This window comes from Asanoa ishikariensis, from assembly GCF_900107455.1.
Taxonomy (GTDB): Bacteria; Actinomycetota; Actinomycetes; order Mycobacteriales; family Micromonosporaceae; genus Asanoa; species Asanoa ishikariensis.
The window spans coordinates 2,409,752-2,427,841 of sequence record NZ_FNQB01000001.1; the positions used below are offsets into that span (position 1 = coordinate 2,409,752).

At 72.2% G+C, this 18,090-nt stretch carries 19 protein-coding genes; 11 read left to right on the top strand and 8 right to left on the bottom strand.

The window, feature by feature from the left end; all coding sequences use genetic code 11:
• Positions 1–7 precede the first annotated feature (7 nt).
• Positions 8–583: a YdeI/OmpD-associated family protein gene (locus BLV39_RS11385; protein WP_090789995.1), complete on the top strand. Its 576-nt coding sequence runs from the start codon at positions 8–10 to the stop codon at positions 581–583.
• A 69-nt stretch (positions 584–652) separates the two neighbouring features.
• Positions 653–1,573 (top strand): SMP-30/gluconolactonase/LRE family protein, encoded by a 921-nt coding sequence (locus BLV39_RS11390; RefSeq protein WP_239083946.1) that lies wholly within the window; start codon positions 653–655, stop codon positions 1,571–1,573.
• Here BLV39_RS11390 and BLV39_RS11395 read toward each other — a convergent pair.
• The gene (locus BLV39_RS11395; RefSeq protein WP_090790000.1) at positions 1,563–3,668 is read right to left on the bottom strand and encodes a HelD family protein; all 2,106 of its coding nucleotides are present in this window, start codon (positions 3,666–3,668) and stop codon (positions 1,563–1,565) included. The two genes, BLV39_RS11390 and BLV39_RS11395, sit on opposite strands and share 11 nt — an antisense overlap.
• A 171-nt stretch (positions 3,669–3,839) precedes the next feature.
• On the opposite strand from BLV39_RS11395, the gene BLV39_RS11400 reads away from it, so the two are divergent.
• The gene (locus BLV39_RS11400) at positions 3,840–4,883 is read left to right on the top strand and encodes a saccharopine dehydrogenase family protein (RefSeq protein WP_090790002.1); all 1,044 of its coding nucleotides are present in this window, start codon (positions 3,840–3,842) and stop codon (positions 4,881–4,883) included.
• A gap of 107 nt (positions 4,884–4,990) precedes the next feature.
• Here BLV39_RS11400 and BLV39_RS11405 read toward each other — a convergent pair whose 3' ends face one another.
• Positions 4,991–5,920: an alpha/beta fold hydrolase gene (locus BLV39_RS11405; RefSeq protein ID WP_090791411.1), complete on the bottom strand. Its 930-nt coding sequence runs from the start codon at positions 5,918–5,920 to the stop codon at positions 4,991–4,993.
• A 257-nt stretch (positions 5,921–6,177) separates the two neighbouring features.
• On the opposite strand from BLV39_RS11405, the gene BLV39_RS11410 reads away from it, so the two are divergent.
• Together BLV39_RS11410 and menC are read left to right on the top strand one after the other, a co-directional pair.
• Positions 6,178–7,029: a GNAT family N-acetyltransferase gene (locus BLV39_RS11410; RefSeq protein ID WP_204082920.1), complete on the top strand. Its 852-nt coding sequence runs from the start codon at positions 6,178–6,180 to the stop codon at positions 7,027–7,029.
• A gap of 10 nt (positions 7,030–7,039) precedes the next feature.
• Positions 7,040–8,158: an o-succinylbenzoate synthase gene (gene menC, locus BLV39_RS11415; protein ID WP_090790007.1), complete on the top strand. Its 1,119-nt coding sequence runs from the start codon at positions 7,040–7,042 to the stop codon at positions 8,156–8,158.
• On the opposite strand, the gene BLV39_RS11420 is transcribed toward menC, so the two are convergent.
• The 6 genes from BLV39_RS11420 to BLV39_RS11445 form a co-directional block, all read right to left on the bottom strand.
• A complete protein-coding gene (locus BLV39_RS11420) occupies positions 8,110–8,352 on the bottom strand; it encodes a hypothetical protein (protein ID WP_090790009.1) in 243 nt (80 codons plus the stop codon). The two genes, menC and BLV39_RS11420, sit on opposite strands and share 49 nt — an antisense overlap.
• A gap of 80 nt (positions 8,353–8,432) precedes the next feature.
• A complete protein-coding gene (locus BLV39_RS11425; protein ID WP_090790010.1) occupies positions 8,433–8,855 on the bottom strand; it encodes a winged helix-turn-helix transcriptional regulator in 423 nt (140 codons plus the stop codon).
• A gap of 27 nt (positions 8,856–8,882) precedes the next feature.
• Positions 8,883–11,237, bottom strand: coding sequence for a hypothetical protein (locus BLV39_RS11430; RefSeq protein ID WP_090790012.1), 2,355 nt, complete (start codon positions 11,235–11,237; stop codon positions 8,883–8,885).
• Positions 11,234–12,256, bottom strand: a complete 1,023-nt coding sequence (locus BLV39_RS11435; protein WP_090790014.1) for a glycosyltransferase family 2 protein — start codon at positions 12,254–12,256, stop codon at positions 11,234–11,236. Before BLV39_RS11435 ends, BLV39_RS11430 begins: the two co-directional genes overlap by 4 nt.
• A 60-nt stretch (positions 12,257–12,316) precedes the next feature.
• Entirely contained in the window at positions 12,317–14,023 is a 1,707-nt protein-coding gene (locus BLV39_RS11440) for a glycoside hydrolase family 3 protein (RefSeq protein ID WP_090790016.1), read from the bottom strand.
• Positions 14,024–14,175: 152 nt separating this feature from the next.
• The gene (locus BLV39_RS11445) at positions 14,176–14,667 is read right to left on the bottom strand and encodes a DUF3145 domain-containing protein (RefSeq protein ID WP_090790018.1); all 492 of its coding nucleotides are present in this window, start codon (positions 14,665–14,667) and stop codon (positions 14,176–14,178) included.
• 218 nt (positions 14,668–14,885) lie between these two features.
• Between BLV39_RS11445 and BLV39_RS11450 the strand changes: the two genes are divergently transcribed.
• From BLV39_RS11450 to BLV39_RS11470, 6 genes are all read left to right on the top strand, one after another.
• Positions 14,886–15,215 carry a hypothetical protein gene (locus BLV39_RS11450; protein WP_089248760.1) on the top strand — a complete coding sequence of 110 codons (330 nt, stop codon included), beginning with the start codon at positions 14,886–14,888 and terminating at the stop codon, positions 15,213–15,215.
• A 102-nt stretch (positions 15,216–15,317) separates the two neighbouring features.
• A complete protein-coding gene (locus BLV39_RS43610) occupies positions 15,318–15,554 on the top strand; it encodes a hypothetical protein (RefSeq protein ID WP_204082919.1) in 237 nt (78 codons plus the stop codon).
• Between the two features lie 17 nt (positions 15,555–15,571).
• Complete coding sequence (locus tag BLV39_RS11455; RefSeq protein WP_204082918.1) at positions 15,572–16,168, top strand: class I SAM-dependent methyltransferase; 597 nt, start codon at positions 15,572–15,574, stop codon at positions 16,166–16,168.
• A 33-nt stretch (positions 16,169–16,201) separates the two neighbouring features.
• A complete protein-coding gene (locus BLV39_RS11460) occupies positions 16,202–16,762 on the top strand; it encodes a TetR/AcrR family transcriptional regulator (protein WP_090790020.1) in 561 nt (186 codons plus the stop codon).
• Complete coding sequence (locus tag BLV39_RS11465) at positions 16,759–17,424, top strand: alpha/beta fold hydrolase (RefSeq protein WP_090790022.1); 666 nt, start codon at positions 16,759–16,761, stop codon at positions 17,422–17,424. Before BLV39_RS11460 ends, BLV39_RS11465 begins: the two co-directional genes overlap by 4 nt.
• Before the next feature lie 9 nt (positions 17,425–17,433).
• Positions 17,434–18,069: a DJ-1/PfpI family protein gene (locus BLV39_RS11470; protein ID WP_090790024.1), complete on the top strand. Its 636-nt coding sequence runs from the start codon at positions 17,434–17,436 to the stop codon at positions 18,067–18,069.
• Positions 18,070–18,090: the final 21 nt, after the last annotated feature.

Consider the following 18,090-nt stretch of genomic DNA (forward strand, 5'->3'; position numbering starts at 1 on the left):
CGCGGGCATGGAGCCGATGACCTTTCATGCGTTGGCCGACTGGGAGGCCTGGCTGGCCGACCACCACGGGACCGCCGGCGAGGCGTGGCTGGCGATCGCCAAGAAGGGCGCCGCGACGCCGACCATCTCCGCGGCCGAGGCCGGTGACGTGGCGATCTGTTTCGGGTGGATCGACAGCCAGCGCCGTGGTCTCGACGACTCCCATTTCCTCCAGCGCTACTCGCCCCGCCGGGCCGGGGCGCGTTGGTCACAGGTCAATGTGGACCGTGCCGAGGCGCTGATCGCCGCCGGCCGGATGCGGCCCGCCGGGCTCGCCCAGATCGAGACGGCCAAGGGCGACGGGCGCTGGGCCGCCGCCTACCCGGCTCAGCGTGACGCGAAAACTCCCGAAGACCTCGAAGCGGCCCTCGCGGACAATCCCGCCGCGGCCGCGCGGTTCGCCACGCTCGACAAGACCGGTCGCTACTCGGTGATTCTCAAGCTGACCAGCGCGCCCAGCGCCGCCGCCCGGGCCAAGCGGCTCGCGGCGTTGACCGACCTGCTGGCCAGTGGGGCGCCCATCCCGCCACCCCAAGTTGGTTGAAGATTGAACCTCATCGACGCGACGTGCGTGCCTTCCTGAACGGACGTCACGTCGAGAGGAGACGCCATCGTGCGCCACCGAATCGCGCTGGGACTGACCGCGGTGCTCGCCGCCACCCTGCTCGGACCGGCCGGCACCGCTTCCGCACACGACAGGAAACTCGAGACCACCATCGCCCTGCCGAACGGCTTCCAGCCCGAGGGCATCGCGATCGGCAAGAACCCGTACGCGTACTTCGGGTCCCGGGCGACCGGGGCCATCTACCGGGCCAGCCTCGCCACCGGTCGGGGCGAGATCATCAACCCGGGTTTCGGCGCCGGATCGCTCGGGCTCAAGCTCGACCACCAGGGCCGGCTCTTCGTCAGCGGCGCCGCGAGCGGTGACGGCCGGGTCGTCGACGCCCGCACCGGCAAGACCTTGAAGATCTGGAACTTCACCGACGGCACCAGCTTCGTCAACGACGTGATCCTCACGCGCGACGCCGCGTGGTTCACCGACTCGCAGCGACCCGTCCTCTACAAGGTCCCGTTCGGCCGCCACGGCAAGCTCGGCGACCGGTTCGAGACCGTCCCGCTCACCGGCGACTTCGTGTTCACGCCGGGTGCCACCAACGCCAACGGCATCGCGCGTACGCCCGACGGCAGGAACCTGCTCGTCGTCCAGTCCAACACCGGACTGCTGTTCCGGGTCGACGAGGACGGGGTGGCCACCCAGGTCGACCTCGGCGGCGTGCCGATGACCAATGGGGACGGCCTGTGGCTCGAGGGGCGCCGCCTCTACGTGGTGCAGAACCGCCTCAACCAGATCGCCGTCGTCGACCTCGACCGGTCCGGCACGCGGGGCAGCGTGGTCGCTGCGATCACCAGCCCGGCGTTCGACGTGCCGACCACCATCGCCGCGTACGGGAAGCGGCTCTACCTGCCCAACGCCCGGTTCACGACACCACCGACGCCGGACACGACCTACACCGCGGTCGCCGTCAGTCGCTGACCTCCACGGTCACCAACCGTTGGGTGGCGCGGGACAGGGCGACGTACAGCGTGCGCACGCCCGCCGCGCCACCCGCACGGATCTCGCTCGGCGCGACCAGCACGACGGCGTCGTACTCCATGCCCTTGGCCTGGAGGCTGGTGACCACCTGGAGGCGCGGGTCGTGGAGGTCCGCCAGCCAGCCGGCGACCTCGCCGACCCGCGGGACCGCCGTGATCACGCCGACCGTGCCCTCCACCTCGCCGAGCTGGTCGGCCACCGCGGAGCGCACCGTCGCCTGGAGCGACTCGGTCGGCACCGTCAGCGCCACCGGCGGCACACCGGTCGACCGGACGGCGGTCGGAAGGGGCAGATCCGGCGCGATCGTGCGGATCTCCGCCGCGGCCACCTCGAAGATCTCGGCCGAGTTCCGGTAGTTGGTCGTCAGCGTGTACAGGTTGCGCGCCCGCGTGCCCAGCGCCCGGTCCCGGGACTGGTCGAGCTCGTCCGGGTCGCCGGTCCACGCGGTCTGGGCGGGGTCGCCGACCACCGTCCAGGACGCCAGCCGGCCGCGCCGGCCCAGCATCCGCCACTGCATCGGGGAGACGTCCTGCGACTCGTCGACCACGACGTGCGCGTACTCCCGATAGTCGTCCGGCCGGCTGGTGGCGGCGGCCCGGGCGGCGCGCGCCCGCTCGGTCGACGTGCTCAGCTCGTAGACGCCCTGCGCCACCTCGAACTGGCTGCGCTTCTGGCGCGCCGACTGCGCCGGCCGGCCGAGCACGGCGTCGAGCTCGTCGAGCAGCGCGATGTCCGAGATCGTCGGCTCCTCGGGGTGGAAGCTGCCGGTCAGCAGCCGCACCTCGGCCGGGGTCAGCAGCCCGTCCGCGTACCGCCGCAGCCGCGCCGGGTCGGCCAGCCAGGCCAGCACGTGCCGGGCGCGCAGCCGGGGCCACCATCCCTTGACGAACGTGCGGAAGTCCTCGCGCCCGGCCAGCTCGCCCTCGAAGTCGGCCTTCTTCAGCCCGGGAATCCTGCGCTCCTGGGCCTGCGCCCAGAGTGCGTCGAAGATCCCGTTGAAACCGACCCGGCGCACCTCGTTGCGGCGGGCGCCGCGGGGCAGCGCGCGGGTCCGGATCCGGTCGAGCTGGGAGCGGTCGAGCTGGAGCAGCGTCCCCCGGTAGAGCAGGCGCAGCGAGGTCGGGCCGTCCGGCACCGCGTCGTGCGAGGCCCGTTCGAGGACCCGGCGCATCCGCAGCGAGCCCTTGATCGCGGCCACCGGGCCCGGGTCGGTGCGGGTCGCCGACCAACCGGGCACCAGCGTGCCCAGCGAGCGCAACGTCGCCGACTCCTCGCCGAGGGACGGCAGCACCGACGCGATGTACTCGACGAACACCGTGGACGGGCCGACCACCAGGATGCCGCCGCCGGCGAACCGGTTGCGGTCCGAGTAGAGCAGGTACGCCGCCCGGTGCAGGGCCACCGCGGTCTTGCCGGTGCCGGGACCGCCGGACACGATCGTGACGCCGCCGCCGGGGGAGCGGATCGCCTGGTCCTGCTCGCGCTGGATGGTGGCGACGATGTCGCGCATGCCGTGCCCGGTCGCCTTCGACAGCGAAGCGAGCAGGGCGCCGTCGCCGACCACCCGCATCTGCTCCGGCGCCGCCTCCGGGTCCAGCAGGTCGTCCTCGATGCCGGTCACCTTGACGCCGGACGACTGGATCATGCGGCGCCGGATCACGCCGCGCGGCTCGGCCGCCGTGGCCTGGTAGAACGCGGCCGCGGCGGGAGCGCGCCAGTCGACGACCATCGGCTGCGCGTCCTCGTCGCGTACGCCGAGCCGGCCCACGTGGAAGCTGGCGCCGCCGTGCATGTCCAGCCGGCCGAAGACCAGCCCTTCGTGCTCGGCGTCGAGCAGATAGCGGCGGCGGGCGGCGTGGAACACGAACGCGTCCCGCTCGACGAGCGCGCCGAAGTTGCCGACCGAGGCCTGGCGGTAACCCTCCCGCTCGGCGTGGGCAGCCGCTTGGCGCAGCTCGTCGACCCGGGCATACACCCGGTCCACGTGCTGCTGCTCGGTGGCGATCTCCTGCTGGAGCGTGGTGACGTCGGTCAAGCGGATGGCTCCTCGTGCGATTGTTCGGCCGCAGGTCGTGCGACCAACCCGAACGAGAGTACGGGTCGCCGAGCCCGGACGAATCGGTAACCGGGTCGATGTGCGCCTACTCGCACCTCGATAGGATTGCCCTTGAGCCTTTAAGTTGATGCCGTGTCGCATCAACGATGGATGATTTACGGCGCCAACGGCTATACGGGCGACCTCGTCGCCCGGCTGGCCGTCAGCCGCGGCGCCCGCCCACTCCTCGCCGGCCGCAACGCCGACGCCGTCCGTGCCCTCGCCGACGAGCTCGGCCTCGACCACGTGACTTTCGATCTGCGTGACCCTGCCGCTACCCGCCGTCACCTGGCCGACGTGGACGTGGTCGCGCACTGCGCCGGCCCGTTCGTGGCCACTGTCGGCCCAATGGTGGACGCCTGCCTCGAAACGGGCACCCACTACCTCGACGTGACCGGCGAGCACCCGGTCTTCGAGGCCGTGCTGGCCCGCGCCGCCGACGCCCGCGCGGCCGGCGTGGTGCTGCTCACCGGGGCCGGCTTCGACGTGGTGCCGACCGACTGCCTGGCCAACCTCCTGCACGCGGCCCTGCCCGACGCGACCGCGCTCGAACTGGCCTTCGTCGCGCCCGGCGGGCTCAGCCGGGGCACCGCGACCACGGGCCTGTCGATGAACGCCCAGGGTGGCTGGCGGCGGATCGCCGGCAAGTTGGTGTCCACGCCGATGGGCACGCCCGCCCGGGACGTGCCGTTCCCGACGAAGGTCCGCCGGGTCGGCGCCGTGCCGTGGGGCGACCTGGTCACCGCGCATCACTCGACCGGGATCGGCGACATCGTGGTCTACACCCGGGTGCCGGCCCCGAGCCTGCTGTCCCGGCTGATCCGGTTCGCGCCGGTCCGCGCGCTCGCCGCCCGGGCGATCCGGCGCCGGCCACCCGGCCCGAGCGCCGCGACCCGGGCCGCGACGACCTGTGAGGTGTGGGGCGAGGTGCGCAACGCGGCCGGTGAGGTGCGCACGGCCACGCTGACCGGCCCCAACGCCTACGACCTGACCGCAGACGCCCTGCACCGCGCGGTGGAGCACCTGCTGGCCGGCACAGGCGGCCGAGCCGGCGGCGCGGTCGAGGCGGGCGCGCACACGCCAGCCACCGCGTTCGGTCCGGACTTCCTCGCGAAGCTCGACCGCGTGGTGGTGAAAGCAGGGGCCCCTTCTTAACGGTTTTTGCATAGGAAGGGCCCCTTGTTAACGACGCCAGCCAGCGGCGCGTTAACAAGGGGCCCTTCCTCTACGGAAAGCGTTAAGAAGGGGCCCTTCCTTGCGCGCTAGGCGGCCTGGAGGTCCGGGGCGTCCTGGGGGTTGCCCAGGGCGGCCCGGGTGACCTGGGCCAGCGCCGCCGTGACGATCGCGGGGCGCTCCAGCATGAGCATGTGGCCGGCGCCGGGGCAGACGGTGAGGTCGGCGTTGGGCAGGGCGGCGGCGATCGACTCGGCACAGGGCGGCGGCGTGAGCCGGTCCTGGTCGCCGACCAGCGCCGCCGCCGGCAGGTCGCCGAGGGCGGCCAGGGTGGTCAGGCGCTGCTGCTCGCCGACCGACGAGCGGAACGCGCCGATCGCCAGGAGCTGCGCCCGGGCCACGGCGGCGGTGGTGACGATCAGGTCCTCGGGCGCGCACCGGTCGCCGAACAGCAGCCAGCGCAGCGACGGGGCCAGCGCGCGGAGCAGGTAGCGGTGCACTCGCCAGGACCCGCCACGGGCGAGGATGCCGGCGCCGGTGGTCTCCGCGAGGCGGATGAGGCGGGTGATCCGCGGTGGAAGGCCGTACACCGTGTGGGTGTGTCCCTCGGCCGTGGTCGAGATGAAGACCAGCCCGGCCACCCGCAGGGCGAAGAACCGGGGGTGCCCGTGGGCGAACTCCATGATCGTCATGCCGCCCAGCGAGTGGCCGGCGAGCACGATGGGGCCGGTGGGTGCGACCGCGGTGATCACCTCGGCCAGGTCGTCACCGAGCTGGGCCAGGTTGGCGCCGGCCCGGCTGGTGCCGCCCGAGCGGCCGTGCCCGCGCGCGTCGTACGCCACGATCCGCACCGGCGTGCCGAGCGTCTCCTGGAGCCCGGAGAGCTGGCGGTGCCAGGTGCGGGTGTCCAGCGTCCATCCGTGCAGCAGAAAGACGGTGATGGGCGCGTCGTCGGTCCCGCTGATCTCGACGTGCAACCGCACGCCGTCTGGCAGCGTCACCGAGCTCCGCTGCGGCATGGTCACCTCCAAGGCCGAGGATTCCGCACCGATGTTCTTACCCACGCGCATACCGGGCAGTAACAATCATGCCTTAAGCTGCGTTCAGGCCGCTAGATCCAAGATCCGGTTTACCCCGTTTCGACCAAAGTGCGTCGGATGGGCGGCTGGGCCGTGGGTGGCAACGTAAAGAAAACCATCAATTACCTACGGTAGCCTCGACACGAGGCCTGTTCACCTGTTGAAGTAAGGACTCGGTCTGCACAATGGGAGGCTGGGTGGACGAGCTGATCGCGGAGGCGAAAGAGGTCGCGACCGCCGCCGCGACCCGGCTGGGGATTACCGTGCGGGAGCTCCGCGAGCCCGTCGCGCACGATGAGGCGGCCCGGCTGTTCGGCAGGATCTGGCGCACGGACTCGCCCAACGAGTTGCTGGACGCGCGGATGATGCGCGCGCTGTCCTATGCCGGCAACTACGTGGTGGGCGCGTTCCGCGACGATCAGATGATCGGAGCCGCGGTCGCCTTCTTCGGCCTCGACCATCTCCACTCGCACATCACCGGTGTCGACCCGGCGACCCAGAGTCGCGGCGCGGGGCACGCCATCAAGCTGCACCAGCGCGCCTGGGCGCTGGACCGGCGGATCGAGTCGGTGCACTGGACGTTCGACCCGCTCGTCCGCCGCAACGCCTACTTCAACCTGCACAAGCTGGGCGCACGGGCGGTCAAATACCTGCCGGACTTCTACGGCGTGATGACCGACGGGATCAACGCCGGCGACGCCACCAGCGACCGCCTCTACATCCAGTGGGACGTCGCCTCCCCGGAGGCGATCGCGGCCGCGGCCGGTGACTCCCGCGAGATCAACATGCAGGCGGTGTACGCCGCGGGCGCCGAGGTGGCCCTCGGCCGCGACGACTTCGGGCGGCCGAGCCCCGGCAAGGCGGTGCACGACGGCCAGCCGCTGCTGGTGGCCGTGCCGCTGGACATCGAGGCCATGCGGGGCACCGACCCGCCGCTCGCGGTCGCGTGGCGGCGAGAGGTCGGTGACGCGCTGTGCGCGGCGTTCGACTCCGGATATCGCATCGCGGGCATGGCCCGCGACGGTTGGTACGTCATGGAAGCCGAGTAAAGGAACCTAGTTGAACCTGCGTGGTCTCGAACTCCGCCGCATCGCCCTGCCCCTGGTCAGCCCCTTCCGCACCTCGTTCGGCACCGAGACCGCACGCGACGTCCTGCTGGTCCGGGCGGCCGGTGACGGCGCCGAGGGCTGGGGCGAGTGCGTGGCGATGTCGGAGCCGCTCTACTCCAGCGAACACGTCGACGGCGCCGCCGAGGTGATCCGGCGGTTCCTGCTGCCCGAGGTCGTCGCGCTGGCCAAGGCCGGCGAGCTGACCGTGCCGCGGCTGGAGTCGGCGCTGGAGCGGATCAAGGGCCACCCGATGGCCAAGGCCGCCGTGCTGACCGCGTTGCTCGACCTGTCGCTGCGGGAGTCCGACACGTCCTTCGGCACCTATCTCGGCGCGGTCCGTTCGACCGTGCCGGCCGGCGTCTCGGTCGGCATCATGTCGTCGATCCCGGAGTTGCTCGACGCCGTCGACGGCTACCGCGCCCAGGGCTACGTGCGGATCAAGCTCAAGATCGAGCCCGGCTGGGACGTCGATGCGGTCCGCGCGGTCCGCGAGCGGTTCGGCGACGACCTGTTGCTCCAGGTCGACGCGAACACCGCGTACACCCTGGCCGACGCCCGCCACCTGGCCCGCCTCGACCCGTTCGACCTGCTGCTGATCGAGCAGCCGCTGCCGGAGGACGACCTGCGCGGGCACGCCGCGCTGGCCAAGCAGCTCCGCACCCCGATCTGCCTCGACGAGTCGATCACCTCGGCCCGGGCGGCCGCGGACGCGATCGCCCTCGGCGCCACCTCGGTGGTCAACGTCAAACCCGGCCGGGTCGGCGGCTACCTGGAGGCCCGCCGGGTGCACGACGTGTGCGCGGCCAACGGCGTGCCGGTCTGGTGCGGCGGCATGCTCGAGACGGGCATCGGCCGGGCGGCCAACGTCGCCCTGGCGGCGCTGCCGAACTTCACCCTCCCGGGCGACACGTCGGCGTCGGACCGCTACTTCGCCAGGGACATCACCGAGCCGTTCGTCCTCGACGACGGCCACGTCGCGGTGCCGACAGGCCCGGGCCTCGGCGTGACGCCGGACCTCGACTACCTGACCGAGATCACCACCGCGACGGAGTGGCTGCCACTGTCCTGACCCAGACCGCCGCTGTCCTGACCGAGAGCGCCGCGGTCCTGAGCCAGAGCGCCGTCGTCACGGCCGAGCGCGAGCGCGGCGAGCACGATGCCGGCGAGGCTGATCACGATCGCCAGCGTGGCGATCACCAGGGCCACCGCGACCAGCAGGCTGCGCTGATGCGGGGGAGCGGCCGACCAGCGCGGAAGATTCACGCACAGACGCTAGCGTCGCGGTTGGCATGCTAGGAATGCGTCTTTCGAGTGACACGCCCCAGCCTGGCGCGGCAGCATGCCTACCCCGCGTCGTACGCCGTCCGGTTGCGGCGGATCTCGGCGTAGTTGCTGGCGGACCAGTCGGCCAGCGCCAGCACCGTCGACAGCAGCGAGGTGCCGAGCGGGGTCAGCCGGTACTCCACTCGCGGCGGCACCTCGGCGTAGGCCGTGCGCTCGACCAGGCCGTCCCGCCTGAGCTGTTTGAGGGTCAGGGTGAGCATCCGCTGCGAGACGCCCGGGATGGCGTCGGCCAGGTCCGAGTAGCGGACCGCGCCGTCGGCCAGGGTGCCGATGACCAGGACGCTCCACTTGTCGCCGACCAGGTCGAGGATCTCGCGGATGAACGAGGCGTTCTCGTCGTCCCACCGGGCGCACGGGCCGGGCGCCCGCCGGACGCTGGCCCGGGTGTTGCTCGGTCGGCGGCGGACCTCGTCAGCGCTCATCACCCAACACTAACCAAAAGTAAGAAATTAGCGCAGCTCGTAGACGGCCATCCGGTCGTTCGAGTAGCGCAGGTCGGCCAGGCCCGCCAGGTCCGGCGACTCCGGGCCGGCCTGCCGGTCAGCCACCAGCCAGCGGACGCCGTCGTCAGCACGAAGCGCGGTCAGCGACTGCGTCGTCGGTGCGGTGAACGCCGCGTCGTTGCGGGCCAGCAGGGCCGGGTCCCAGAACTCCCAGGAGCCGGATTCGGACACCCGGGGCGCGAACGCCCAGCCCTCGACCAGCACCCGGCGCTCCGCGTACGCCGAGAGCCAGAACGACCTCGGGTCGCAGTAGCCGTCGGTCGGCGCGTTGATGCAGTGCGCGTTGGTGGCCACCACGTCCGACGGCGCGCTGTGGTCCCGCAGCCACCGGGCCGCCTCGACCCGGGAGCGGGGCAGCGAGACCGTCGCGTACGCGCCGCCGTTGGAGAACCGCTCCGACTTGCGCATGTCCATGATCAGGCCCGGGGCGCCGACCACCAGGATCGCCGTCAGCGCGACCACACCACCACGACCCCGCAATGCGGGCCGCCAGCGGCTCAGTGCCGGCCACAGGGCGGCCAGCAGGAGGCCGAGTGCGGCCAGCCCCAGCGCCCAGCGCAGCAGCGGCATCAGCGGGTCGAGCGGGCTCGGTGGCACGGACGCCTCCGCCGGCCCGGCCAGGCGGAACTGCGCGAGCACCAGCACCACCGCGAACGCGAGGGCCTCCACGCCGAGGAAGATCCGGCCGACCCGGGAGAGCTTGGCCCGGTCGTACACCATCGCGTAGCCCCATGCCGAGAGCAGCACCGCGAAGGTGAAGCCGGCCCGGGTGAAGTACTGGTTGCCGTCGCCCGGCTGCTTGACCATCAGGTAGATCAGCGGGCCGCCGATGCCGCCGGCCAGCAGGAACACCTGGGTCGGCTCCAGCCGGCCCCGGCGCAGCCAGACCAGCGGCACGATGCCGGCCGCGCGGAGCTGCATGTTGACCAGGAACGCGAACCAGACGGGCAGCACGGCCAGCCACATCGGCCCGTCCGGCGGGGTCCAGAAGCGCTCGAAGCTCCACATCGGCTCGGGCGTCACGCCGTACGCCTGGAAGCGGAACAGCACCGCCATCGCGAAGAGCTGTGCGGCACCCGTGAGCACGCCCAGAGTCAGCAGCGTCCACGGGATCCGCCGCTGGGCCAGCAGCACGACCACGAACGTCACCAGCAGCGCGACCGCCACCACCGGCAGCGAGCTCGCCTTGGCGCCGCTGGACGCGACCAGGAACAGGAACGCCAGCACGAAGCCGCCCCGGGCAAGCTGACCCGTCAGCAGCGCGCAGACCACGCCGATCAGGGCGAGCAGCAGCACCCAGGAGTAGATCATCGACATGCCGTGCCAGATCACGAACGAGCTCTGGGTGCCGAACGGCATGGTGACCGGGTCGGTGAAGTTGGTCTCGCCGACCACGAAGAACAGCGCCGCCGCCACCGCGCCGACCAGCGCACGACCGCTGATCCGCCAGCCGACCACCGCCGTCAGCACGATCGCGAGCGCGCACAGGAACGGGATCGCCAGCCGCAGCGCGATCACCGGCAGGTCGATCCCGCCGATCATGCTGCTCGCCGCCATGTGCGCGTAGCCGAACCAGTGGTAGAACAGCGGCTCGCCGGCCACCTGCGGCACGTGCAGCGGGAACTGGTGCTTGGCCTCGCCGGCCAGGGAGAGCTGGTAGGCCAGGTCGAGGTATTGCCGGGTGTCCTCGGACGTCGGCAGGATCGGGTTGCGCTGCAGGAACGTCGACGACAGGTAGGTCGTGAAGAACGCCACCGCACCGCCGACCGCCCACTGGAAACCCAACGGGGCTGTCACGGAGTAGTGCGGCCGGAAATGCGTCCGCAAACGCGGCACGGCGGCGAACAGGGCCACCACGACCAGCGGCCACGCCCACAGCACGCCGCGGATGTCGAGCACCGAGACGAGCGTCCAGGCCGGCAGCTCCAGCACCAGGCCGACCGCCGTGCCCATCGCGAGGTCGTCGAGCAGCGAGTGCGGCGTGCGGCGCAGCGCGCGGTAGACCAGCGTGCCCGGCAGGGTCAGCGCGAGCCCGAGGTAGAGCGCGTACTTCACCAGGTCGAGGACGGCGGTGTCCGCCTCGACCAGCACCGCCGCGACGTAGAGCAGCGTCGCGACGAAGGGCAGGAAACGCAGCAGGGGATACGCGCGACGGGGCGCACCGGTCGCGGAGGAGACCGACTCGGCCGGCGCGGGATCCGCCGGCACCGGCGGACGGGCGGCCGGAACCGCGGCGGGGGCCTGCTCGGCCGACTGCGTCTCGGCCCGCGGCGACGCGGGCTGCTCGGCGGGGGCGGTCACCGGCGGCTGTCGGCCAGCACGGCCGGGTCGTCGTCGGCGGCGGGGCGCTGCTCCGGTGCGCCACCGGGATCGGCGGTGTCACCCGGATCGCTGTCGCTGGCGATGAAGTAGGCCGGTCGGGCCTGCACCGCCGTGTAGATCCGGGCCACGTACTCACCGAGCAGGCCCAGGCAGAGGAGCTGGACGGCGCCGAGGAACAGCACCGCGACCAGGATCGACGGCCAGCCGGTGACGGTGCGGCCGGACGCGAACGCGACGATCACGGAGATCACCAGCAGCCCGCACACCGCGACTCCGGCCAGGCCGAGCCAGGTCGCCACGCGCAGCGGCGCGGCGGAGAAGCTGGTCACGCTCTCGGCGGCCAGCGCCAGCATCCTGGAGAGCGGGTACTTGGTGCGTCCCGCCGCCCGCTCCGCGCGCAGGAAGCGCACCTCGCCGCTGGGGAAGCCCAGCCAGGGCACCACCAGCCGGAGCACCGGGCTGCGTTCCGGCAGGTCGCGCAGCGCCTCGATGGCGGCCCGGCTGAGCAACCGGAAGTCGCCCGCCTGGGCCGGCACCTGCTTGCCTACGAGCTGCCGCATCAGCCGGTAGTACGCGGCGGCGGTGAGTCGCTTGAACGCCGTGTCGGAGCTGCGGTCGCCGCGTACCCCGTAGACGATGTCGAGGTTCTCGGCCCGGGCCAGCGCGAGCATCTCGGAGATGATCTCGGGCGGGTCCTGCAAGTCGGCGTCGATGCTGACCACATAGCGACCGCGCGCCCGCAGCAGACCCGCGATCAGCGCCGCCTGGTGGCCGCCGTTGCGGCGTAGCCGGATGACCCGCAGCTCGGGCCAGCGTTGCCGCAACCCGCTCAGGCCGGCCGCGGTCGCGTCGGTGCTGCCGTCGTCGACCGCGACCACCTCATAGGGCTCCGTGAGCCCGTCGAGGGCCGCGCGCAGCCGCTCCGCGAGCAGCGGCAGCACGCTCTCCTCGTTGTACATCGGCACGACCACGGAGAGTGCCGGATCCTGCTGAGCCATCCCGCCCGTGCTCCTCCCGCGCTTCGAACGGGGGAACCGTATCAGGCGGGCCGGGGTAAATCAGCACACGCTACGGGGCAAACCGGGCACATCTACCGGTGACTTGCCGGTCGGCTTCTGCTTTCCGGCCAGTACCTGGGCGAGCGCCTTCAGCGAGTCCGGCGTGGACGAGTACGTGGCCAGCACGTTCGGCGACTTCGCCTTGCCGAGGATGTACGGCGTGTCCATCCCGACCGTCACGTCGGCGGTCTTGCTGAGGTCGGCCGTGCCGTCGCCGTAGCCGACCAGGTGCACGACCCGGCCGCCGCTCGGCACGACCTCGACGCCCGCACTCCGGAGCGCCTTCTCCAGGTTGGCCTTGGCGGTGTCCCGGCCCGGTGAGGTGGTCACCGTGACCGGACCCTTGATCGGTGCGCCGCACTGGCCGCGGAGCTGGGTGACCGCCGCGGCGGACAGGCCGCTGGCGACGTCCAGGTGCGACTGCGACGCGAGCACGTTCTGGTCGCCGGCCTGGGCGTCGGCCAGCGTGAACCGCAGCGTCAGGTCGCGGGTGACGGCCTCGACCAGCCGGTCCTTCTTCAGCGAGCCGGTGTGCAGCCCGTCGAGCAGGCCCTGGTAGGCGCCGCCCACGTCCGGCGGCATCAGCAGCAGGTCGTTGCCGGCGTTGAGGGCGCGCACGGCGGCCTCGCCGGCCGGCCACTTCTCGGCCGGCGCCATGTTGAGCGCGTCACTGACCACGACGCCCTTGAAGCCGAGCTCACCGCGCAGCACGTCGACGAGCGCCTTGTGCGAGAACGACGCGGGCACGCCCGGCTCGATCGACTTCACGTCGAGGTGGCCGCTCATCACCATCTGCGTCCCGGCGTCGATGCCGGCCTTGAACGGAGCCAGGTCGACCTTGTCGAGGTCGGTCTTGCTCTTGCTGATCATCGGCAGGTCCGTGTGCGAGTCCGACGAGGTGCTGCCGTGCCCGGGGAAGTGCTTGAGGGTGGCGGCGACGCCCGCGCCCTGCAGACCGCGGACCGAGGCGGCCACCTGGTCGGCGACGGCCTTCGGGTCGGACCCGAACGAGCGCGAACCGATCACGCCGCCGTCGGCGGTGCCGAGCACGTCGGCGTCGGGTGCGAAGTCGACGTTGAGCCCCATCGCGCGAAGCTCGTCGCCGGCCACCTTCCAGCCCTGCTGGGTGGCGGCCGGGTTGCCGCCGGCGCCGAGCGCCATCGCGCTGGGCAGCAGCGTCACGCCGCTCTTGATCCGGGTGACCGCGCCGAACTCCTGGTCGGTGCCGATGAAGATGGGCGCCTGGCCGCCGGCCGCCTTCTGCAGCCCGTCGGTCAGCGCGGTGATCTGCTTGGGGTTGTCGACGTTGGTGGTGGCCTGGTTGGCCGACGTCGGGTCGTCGGCGGAGAAGCCGACCAGGATCAGCCCGCCCAGGTGGTACTTCTGGATCATCTGGGCCGGGGTGTCGACCTTGGCGAGCTTCTGGTTGCCCATCGCGGAGCCCGGAGTCACATCGGTCGCCGAGGCGCCGTAGGCGTAGGGCATCAGCACCTGGCCGGCGAGCTGCTCGTCGGAGAGCGTCGTCACCAGCGCCGAGGCGCGGGCGGCGGGGCTCTGATCGGTTGCTGATGCGGTCGCTGAGGGCGGCGGAGAGGAGGACGGTGCTGCCGCGCGAGGCGCCGGCTTGCCGCAGGCAGCGACGGCCACGAGGATCGCGGCGACCACAGCGGCGAAAAGCAACGCGAGGCGGCTCCGGGGGGAGGCCATCGAGCCATGATGGCCAGGCTCTTGCGGAATGAGCAAGTGAAGCAGGCGATACGTTCGGTCCGGAATTCGCACGAACTAGCTGCCCCTGGTCGGCCGTGGCCTGCGGTGGGTGGTTTTTCGGTGGCCCGAACGGCCCCGGTGGGGGGCCGCGATCAGCCCACGCGGGTGAGCAGGGTCACCGGGGCGCCGTCGCCGGCGTACCGGTAGGGCTCGAGCTCGGCGTCCCAGGCGGTGCCGAGCGCCTTGTCGAGGGCGTGCTGGAGCGCCTCCGGGGCGCGCGAGCTCGCCATGATGGCCCGCAGCCGGTCTTCGCCGAGCTGGATGTCACCGGCGGCGCCGGCGGTCGCCCGGAACAGCCCACGGCCGGGCACGAACATGAAGCGCTCACCGTCACAGCCCGGGCTGGGCTCCTCGGTGATCTCGAAACGGAGCATCGGCCACTGCCTCAGGGCAGCAGCCAGCTCCGCGCCGGTCCCCGCCCGGCCGGTCCAGCTGCACTCGGTGCGCCGGGCGCCGGCGTCAACCGGCTGCGCGGCCCAGTGCAGTGTGACCGGCGCGGTGAGGACGCGCGCGATCGCCCACTCGACGTGTGGGCACACGGCGAGCGGGGTCGAGTGGACGTAAACGACGCCACGCGTTGGCACGGTGACCTCCCGAAGACCCGAGGTGCGTCTTCCCCTACGACCTCGCGCCACTCCGAGTAGTCAGCAATCATGATGACTCCTGTTGCCAATGTTGCGCCAGGGAATCGTAAAACTGGTTGGGACGATTGGTCCGGATGGCCGATCCACCGGCTGGTGTACTCTTCACTGGGCCCCCTGGGTCCATTTCCCATGTACGCGCCCTTGCAAGGAGTCCCCCCGTGGCGAGTAACACCTCCAAGACCGCGCGCGCGTCCGTCCGGGCTGGCCAGGCCGGGCAGGGTGGCGCACTTAGCGTGCTCGGCGAGTTCAAGTACCTCATCCCGCTCAACAACGGGAAGTTCGTCTACGTGCGCAACCTGACGAACGGCAAGACCAACCACCTCCGCACCGACTCCGACGCGTTCGTCGAGGAGATCAAGGTGCTGGCGGGTGCCGGCCACGCGGCGAAGATCCGCGTCGAGCTGGCCGGACTGGCCGAGGCCTTCCCGGGCCACGGCTGGGACGTGACCGAGAAGCGCCTCGTCGACGCGGGCGTCTTCGAAGCCTGAGCTCTGACACGAAAGAGCGCCCCGGCGGTTCTGCCGGGGCGCTCTTTCGTGTTCGCTCAAAACCCACTCGCCGGCCGGCACGCTGATCACTAACGTGCCCGCATGGCTTATCGGCATCCGGCCGCGTTCCTGCTCGGCATGGAAGGCCTGGCTTTGCTCCGGGCATTCGCGGGCGAGTTCGACGCCGCCTTCGTCGCGGCCCGGCTCGCCGAGACGCGTGACATCCTGGCCGTCGCCGAGCGCGGTGAACTGGCGCGGCCGACGAGGTCGGCGAGACCGACACCGTCGCCGGCTACCGGATCTGGTCGACGACCTACGACGAGCCGGGCAACCCGCTGATCGACGTCGAAGAGCCGGTGGTCCGGGACATCCTCGCGGCGCTGCCCACCGGGCGCGCGCTCGACGCCGCCTGCGGCACGGGCCGGCACGCGGCGTTCCTCGCGGCCGGCGGGCACACCGTGCTCGGCGTGGACAGCTCGCCGGACATGCTCGCCTACGCCCGCCGGAACGCACCCGAGGCCGAGTTCGTCGAGGGTGACCTGCGCGACCTGCCGGTGCCGGACGCGTCCGTCGACCTGGTCACCTGCGCGCTGGCGCTGACCCACCTGCCGGCGCTGGCGCCGGCGTTCGCCGAGTTCGCCCGCGTGCTGCGCCCCGGCGGCCACCTGGTCACCTCCGACATCCACTGGCAGTCGCTCTACCTGGGCGGCATCGCCTCCGCCGTGGACGCGCACGGTGTCGAGTCGCGGTTGCCGGCCAGCCGGTTCCGGCCGAGCGCCTACGTCACCGCGGCGGTGGGCGCGGGCTTCGCTGTCCGGGCCTGCCACGAGCCGCTCTGGCCGCACAGCGAGACCGGCGGCGGCCCGTTCCTGCGGAAGTGGGCCGCCGACGCGGTCGACGCCGCCTACGAACACACGCCGGCCGCGCTCGTCTGGCACTTCGAAAGGCTGTAGACAGTGTCTACGAACCTCTGGTAGACACTGTCTATGACCGAGGAGCCACTGCGTGACCGGCTGGTGCGGGTCGGTGTCGCGCTGCTCGAGCAGGACGGGCTGCCGGCCCTGACCCTGCGGGAGATCGCCCGCCGGGCCGGGGTGTCGCACGGCGCGCCCCGCCGCTACTTCCCGACCCACCTCGAGCTGCTGTCGGCCATCGCCCACGAGGGCTACGCCCAGCTCGCCGTCACTGTCCGGCCCGCGCCCGAGGACGGCCCCCGCGAGCAGCTCGCCGCGCTCGCGCGCGGCTACCTGGCTTTCGCCCGGGCCAACCCCGGGATGTTCGAGCTGATGTTCCGGCACGACCTGCTCGCCAGCGGCCACCTCGGCCTGCGCGAGACCAGCCTGCCCCTGTTCGCCCGCCTGGTCGACCTGGTCGCCGACGTCGGCACCCGCTCGGCGGCGCCGCCGTGGGTGGTGGCCGGCGCGCTCTGGGCCAACCTGCACGGCATCGCGCAGCTCCGGAGCTGGGGCAGCCTCCAACTGGCCACCGGGGAGGACGACCCCGAGCCGCTGGTGTCCGCCGCGCTGGACGCGTACGTACGCGGATGAGCCCGTTGTCCTATCGCGACTCCGGCGGCGCCGGCTCACCCGTCGTGCTGTTGCACGGCGGCGCCAGCAGCGCGGCGACCTGGGACCGTTTCGGCGCCGCGCTGGCCGCGGCCGGCCGGCGGACGATCGCCGTCGACCTGCGCGGCCACGGCGGCAGCCCACGGGCGGCCACCTACCCGCTGACCGGCTTCCGCGACGACGTCACCGGGCTGCTCGACGTGCTCGGGCTCGACCGGATCGCGCTGGTCGGCCACTCACTCGGCGCGCACACCGCTTCGCTGGTCGCCCAGGCGTGTCCGGATCGGGTCAGCCACCTCGTGCTGGAGGAGCTCCCGGTGCCGGGCGGCCTGTCCGGTCGCCGGTTCCTGCTGCCGGCGCTGTTGCTGCTCGCCGCGCGCCGGGGATTCGACCCGCGCGCGATGATCTCGGTCGTCCGCCAGCTCAGCGCGCCGGACCCGGCCTGGTGGGACCGTCTCGCCTCGATCACCGCACCGACGCTCGTGGTCTCCGGCGGCCCGCGCAGCCACATCCCGCCCGCCCGGTTGGCCGAGGTCACCCGGGCCATCCCGGCCGCGCGGCTGGTCACCATCCCGGTCGGCCACCGCGTCCACAGCCTCGACCCTGCCCGCTTCCACGCCGCCGTCGTGCCGTTCCTGACCTGAGGGAGTCCCATGCAGATTGCCATCCTGTTGTACGACCGGTTCACCGCGCTCGACGCCGTCGGGCCGTACGACGTGCTCAGTCATCTCCCCGGTGCCGAGGTGGTCTTCGTCGCCGAGCGGCCCGGTCCGGTGACCAACGAGGTCGGTGGTCTGAGCCTGGTCGCGGGTGCTGCGCTGGCCGACGTCCCCACGCCCGACGTGGTCGTCGTGCCCGGTGGCCCCGGCCAGACCGCGCACATGGGTGACGGCCCGATCCTGCGCTGGCTGCGCGCCGTCGACGCCCACACGACCTGGACCGCCTCGGTGTGCTCCGGCTCGTTGCTGCTCGCGGCCGCCGGGCTGCTCACCGGCCGCACGGCCACGAGCCACTGGCTGGTCCGCGAGCAGCTCGCCGACCACGGCGCGATCCCGATCGCGGACCGGTACGTCTTCGACGGCAAGTACGTCACGGCGGCCGGTGTCTCGGCCGGCCTGGACATGGCGTTCGCGCTGGCCGGCCGGATCGCCGGCGACGCGGTGGCGCAGGTGATCCAACTCGCCCACGAGTACGACCCGCGACCGCCGTACGCCTCCGGCAACCCGGACACCGCACCCCGCGCGATCGCGGACGCCGTCCTGGCCCGGCGGTCGGCCATCGTGTCCTGAGGGGACGAACTAAGCTTCGTT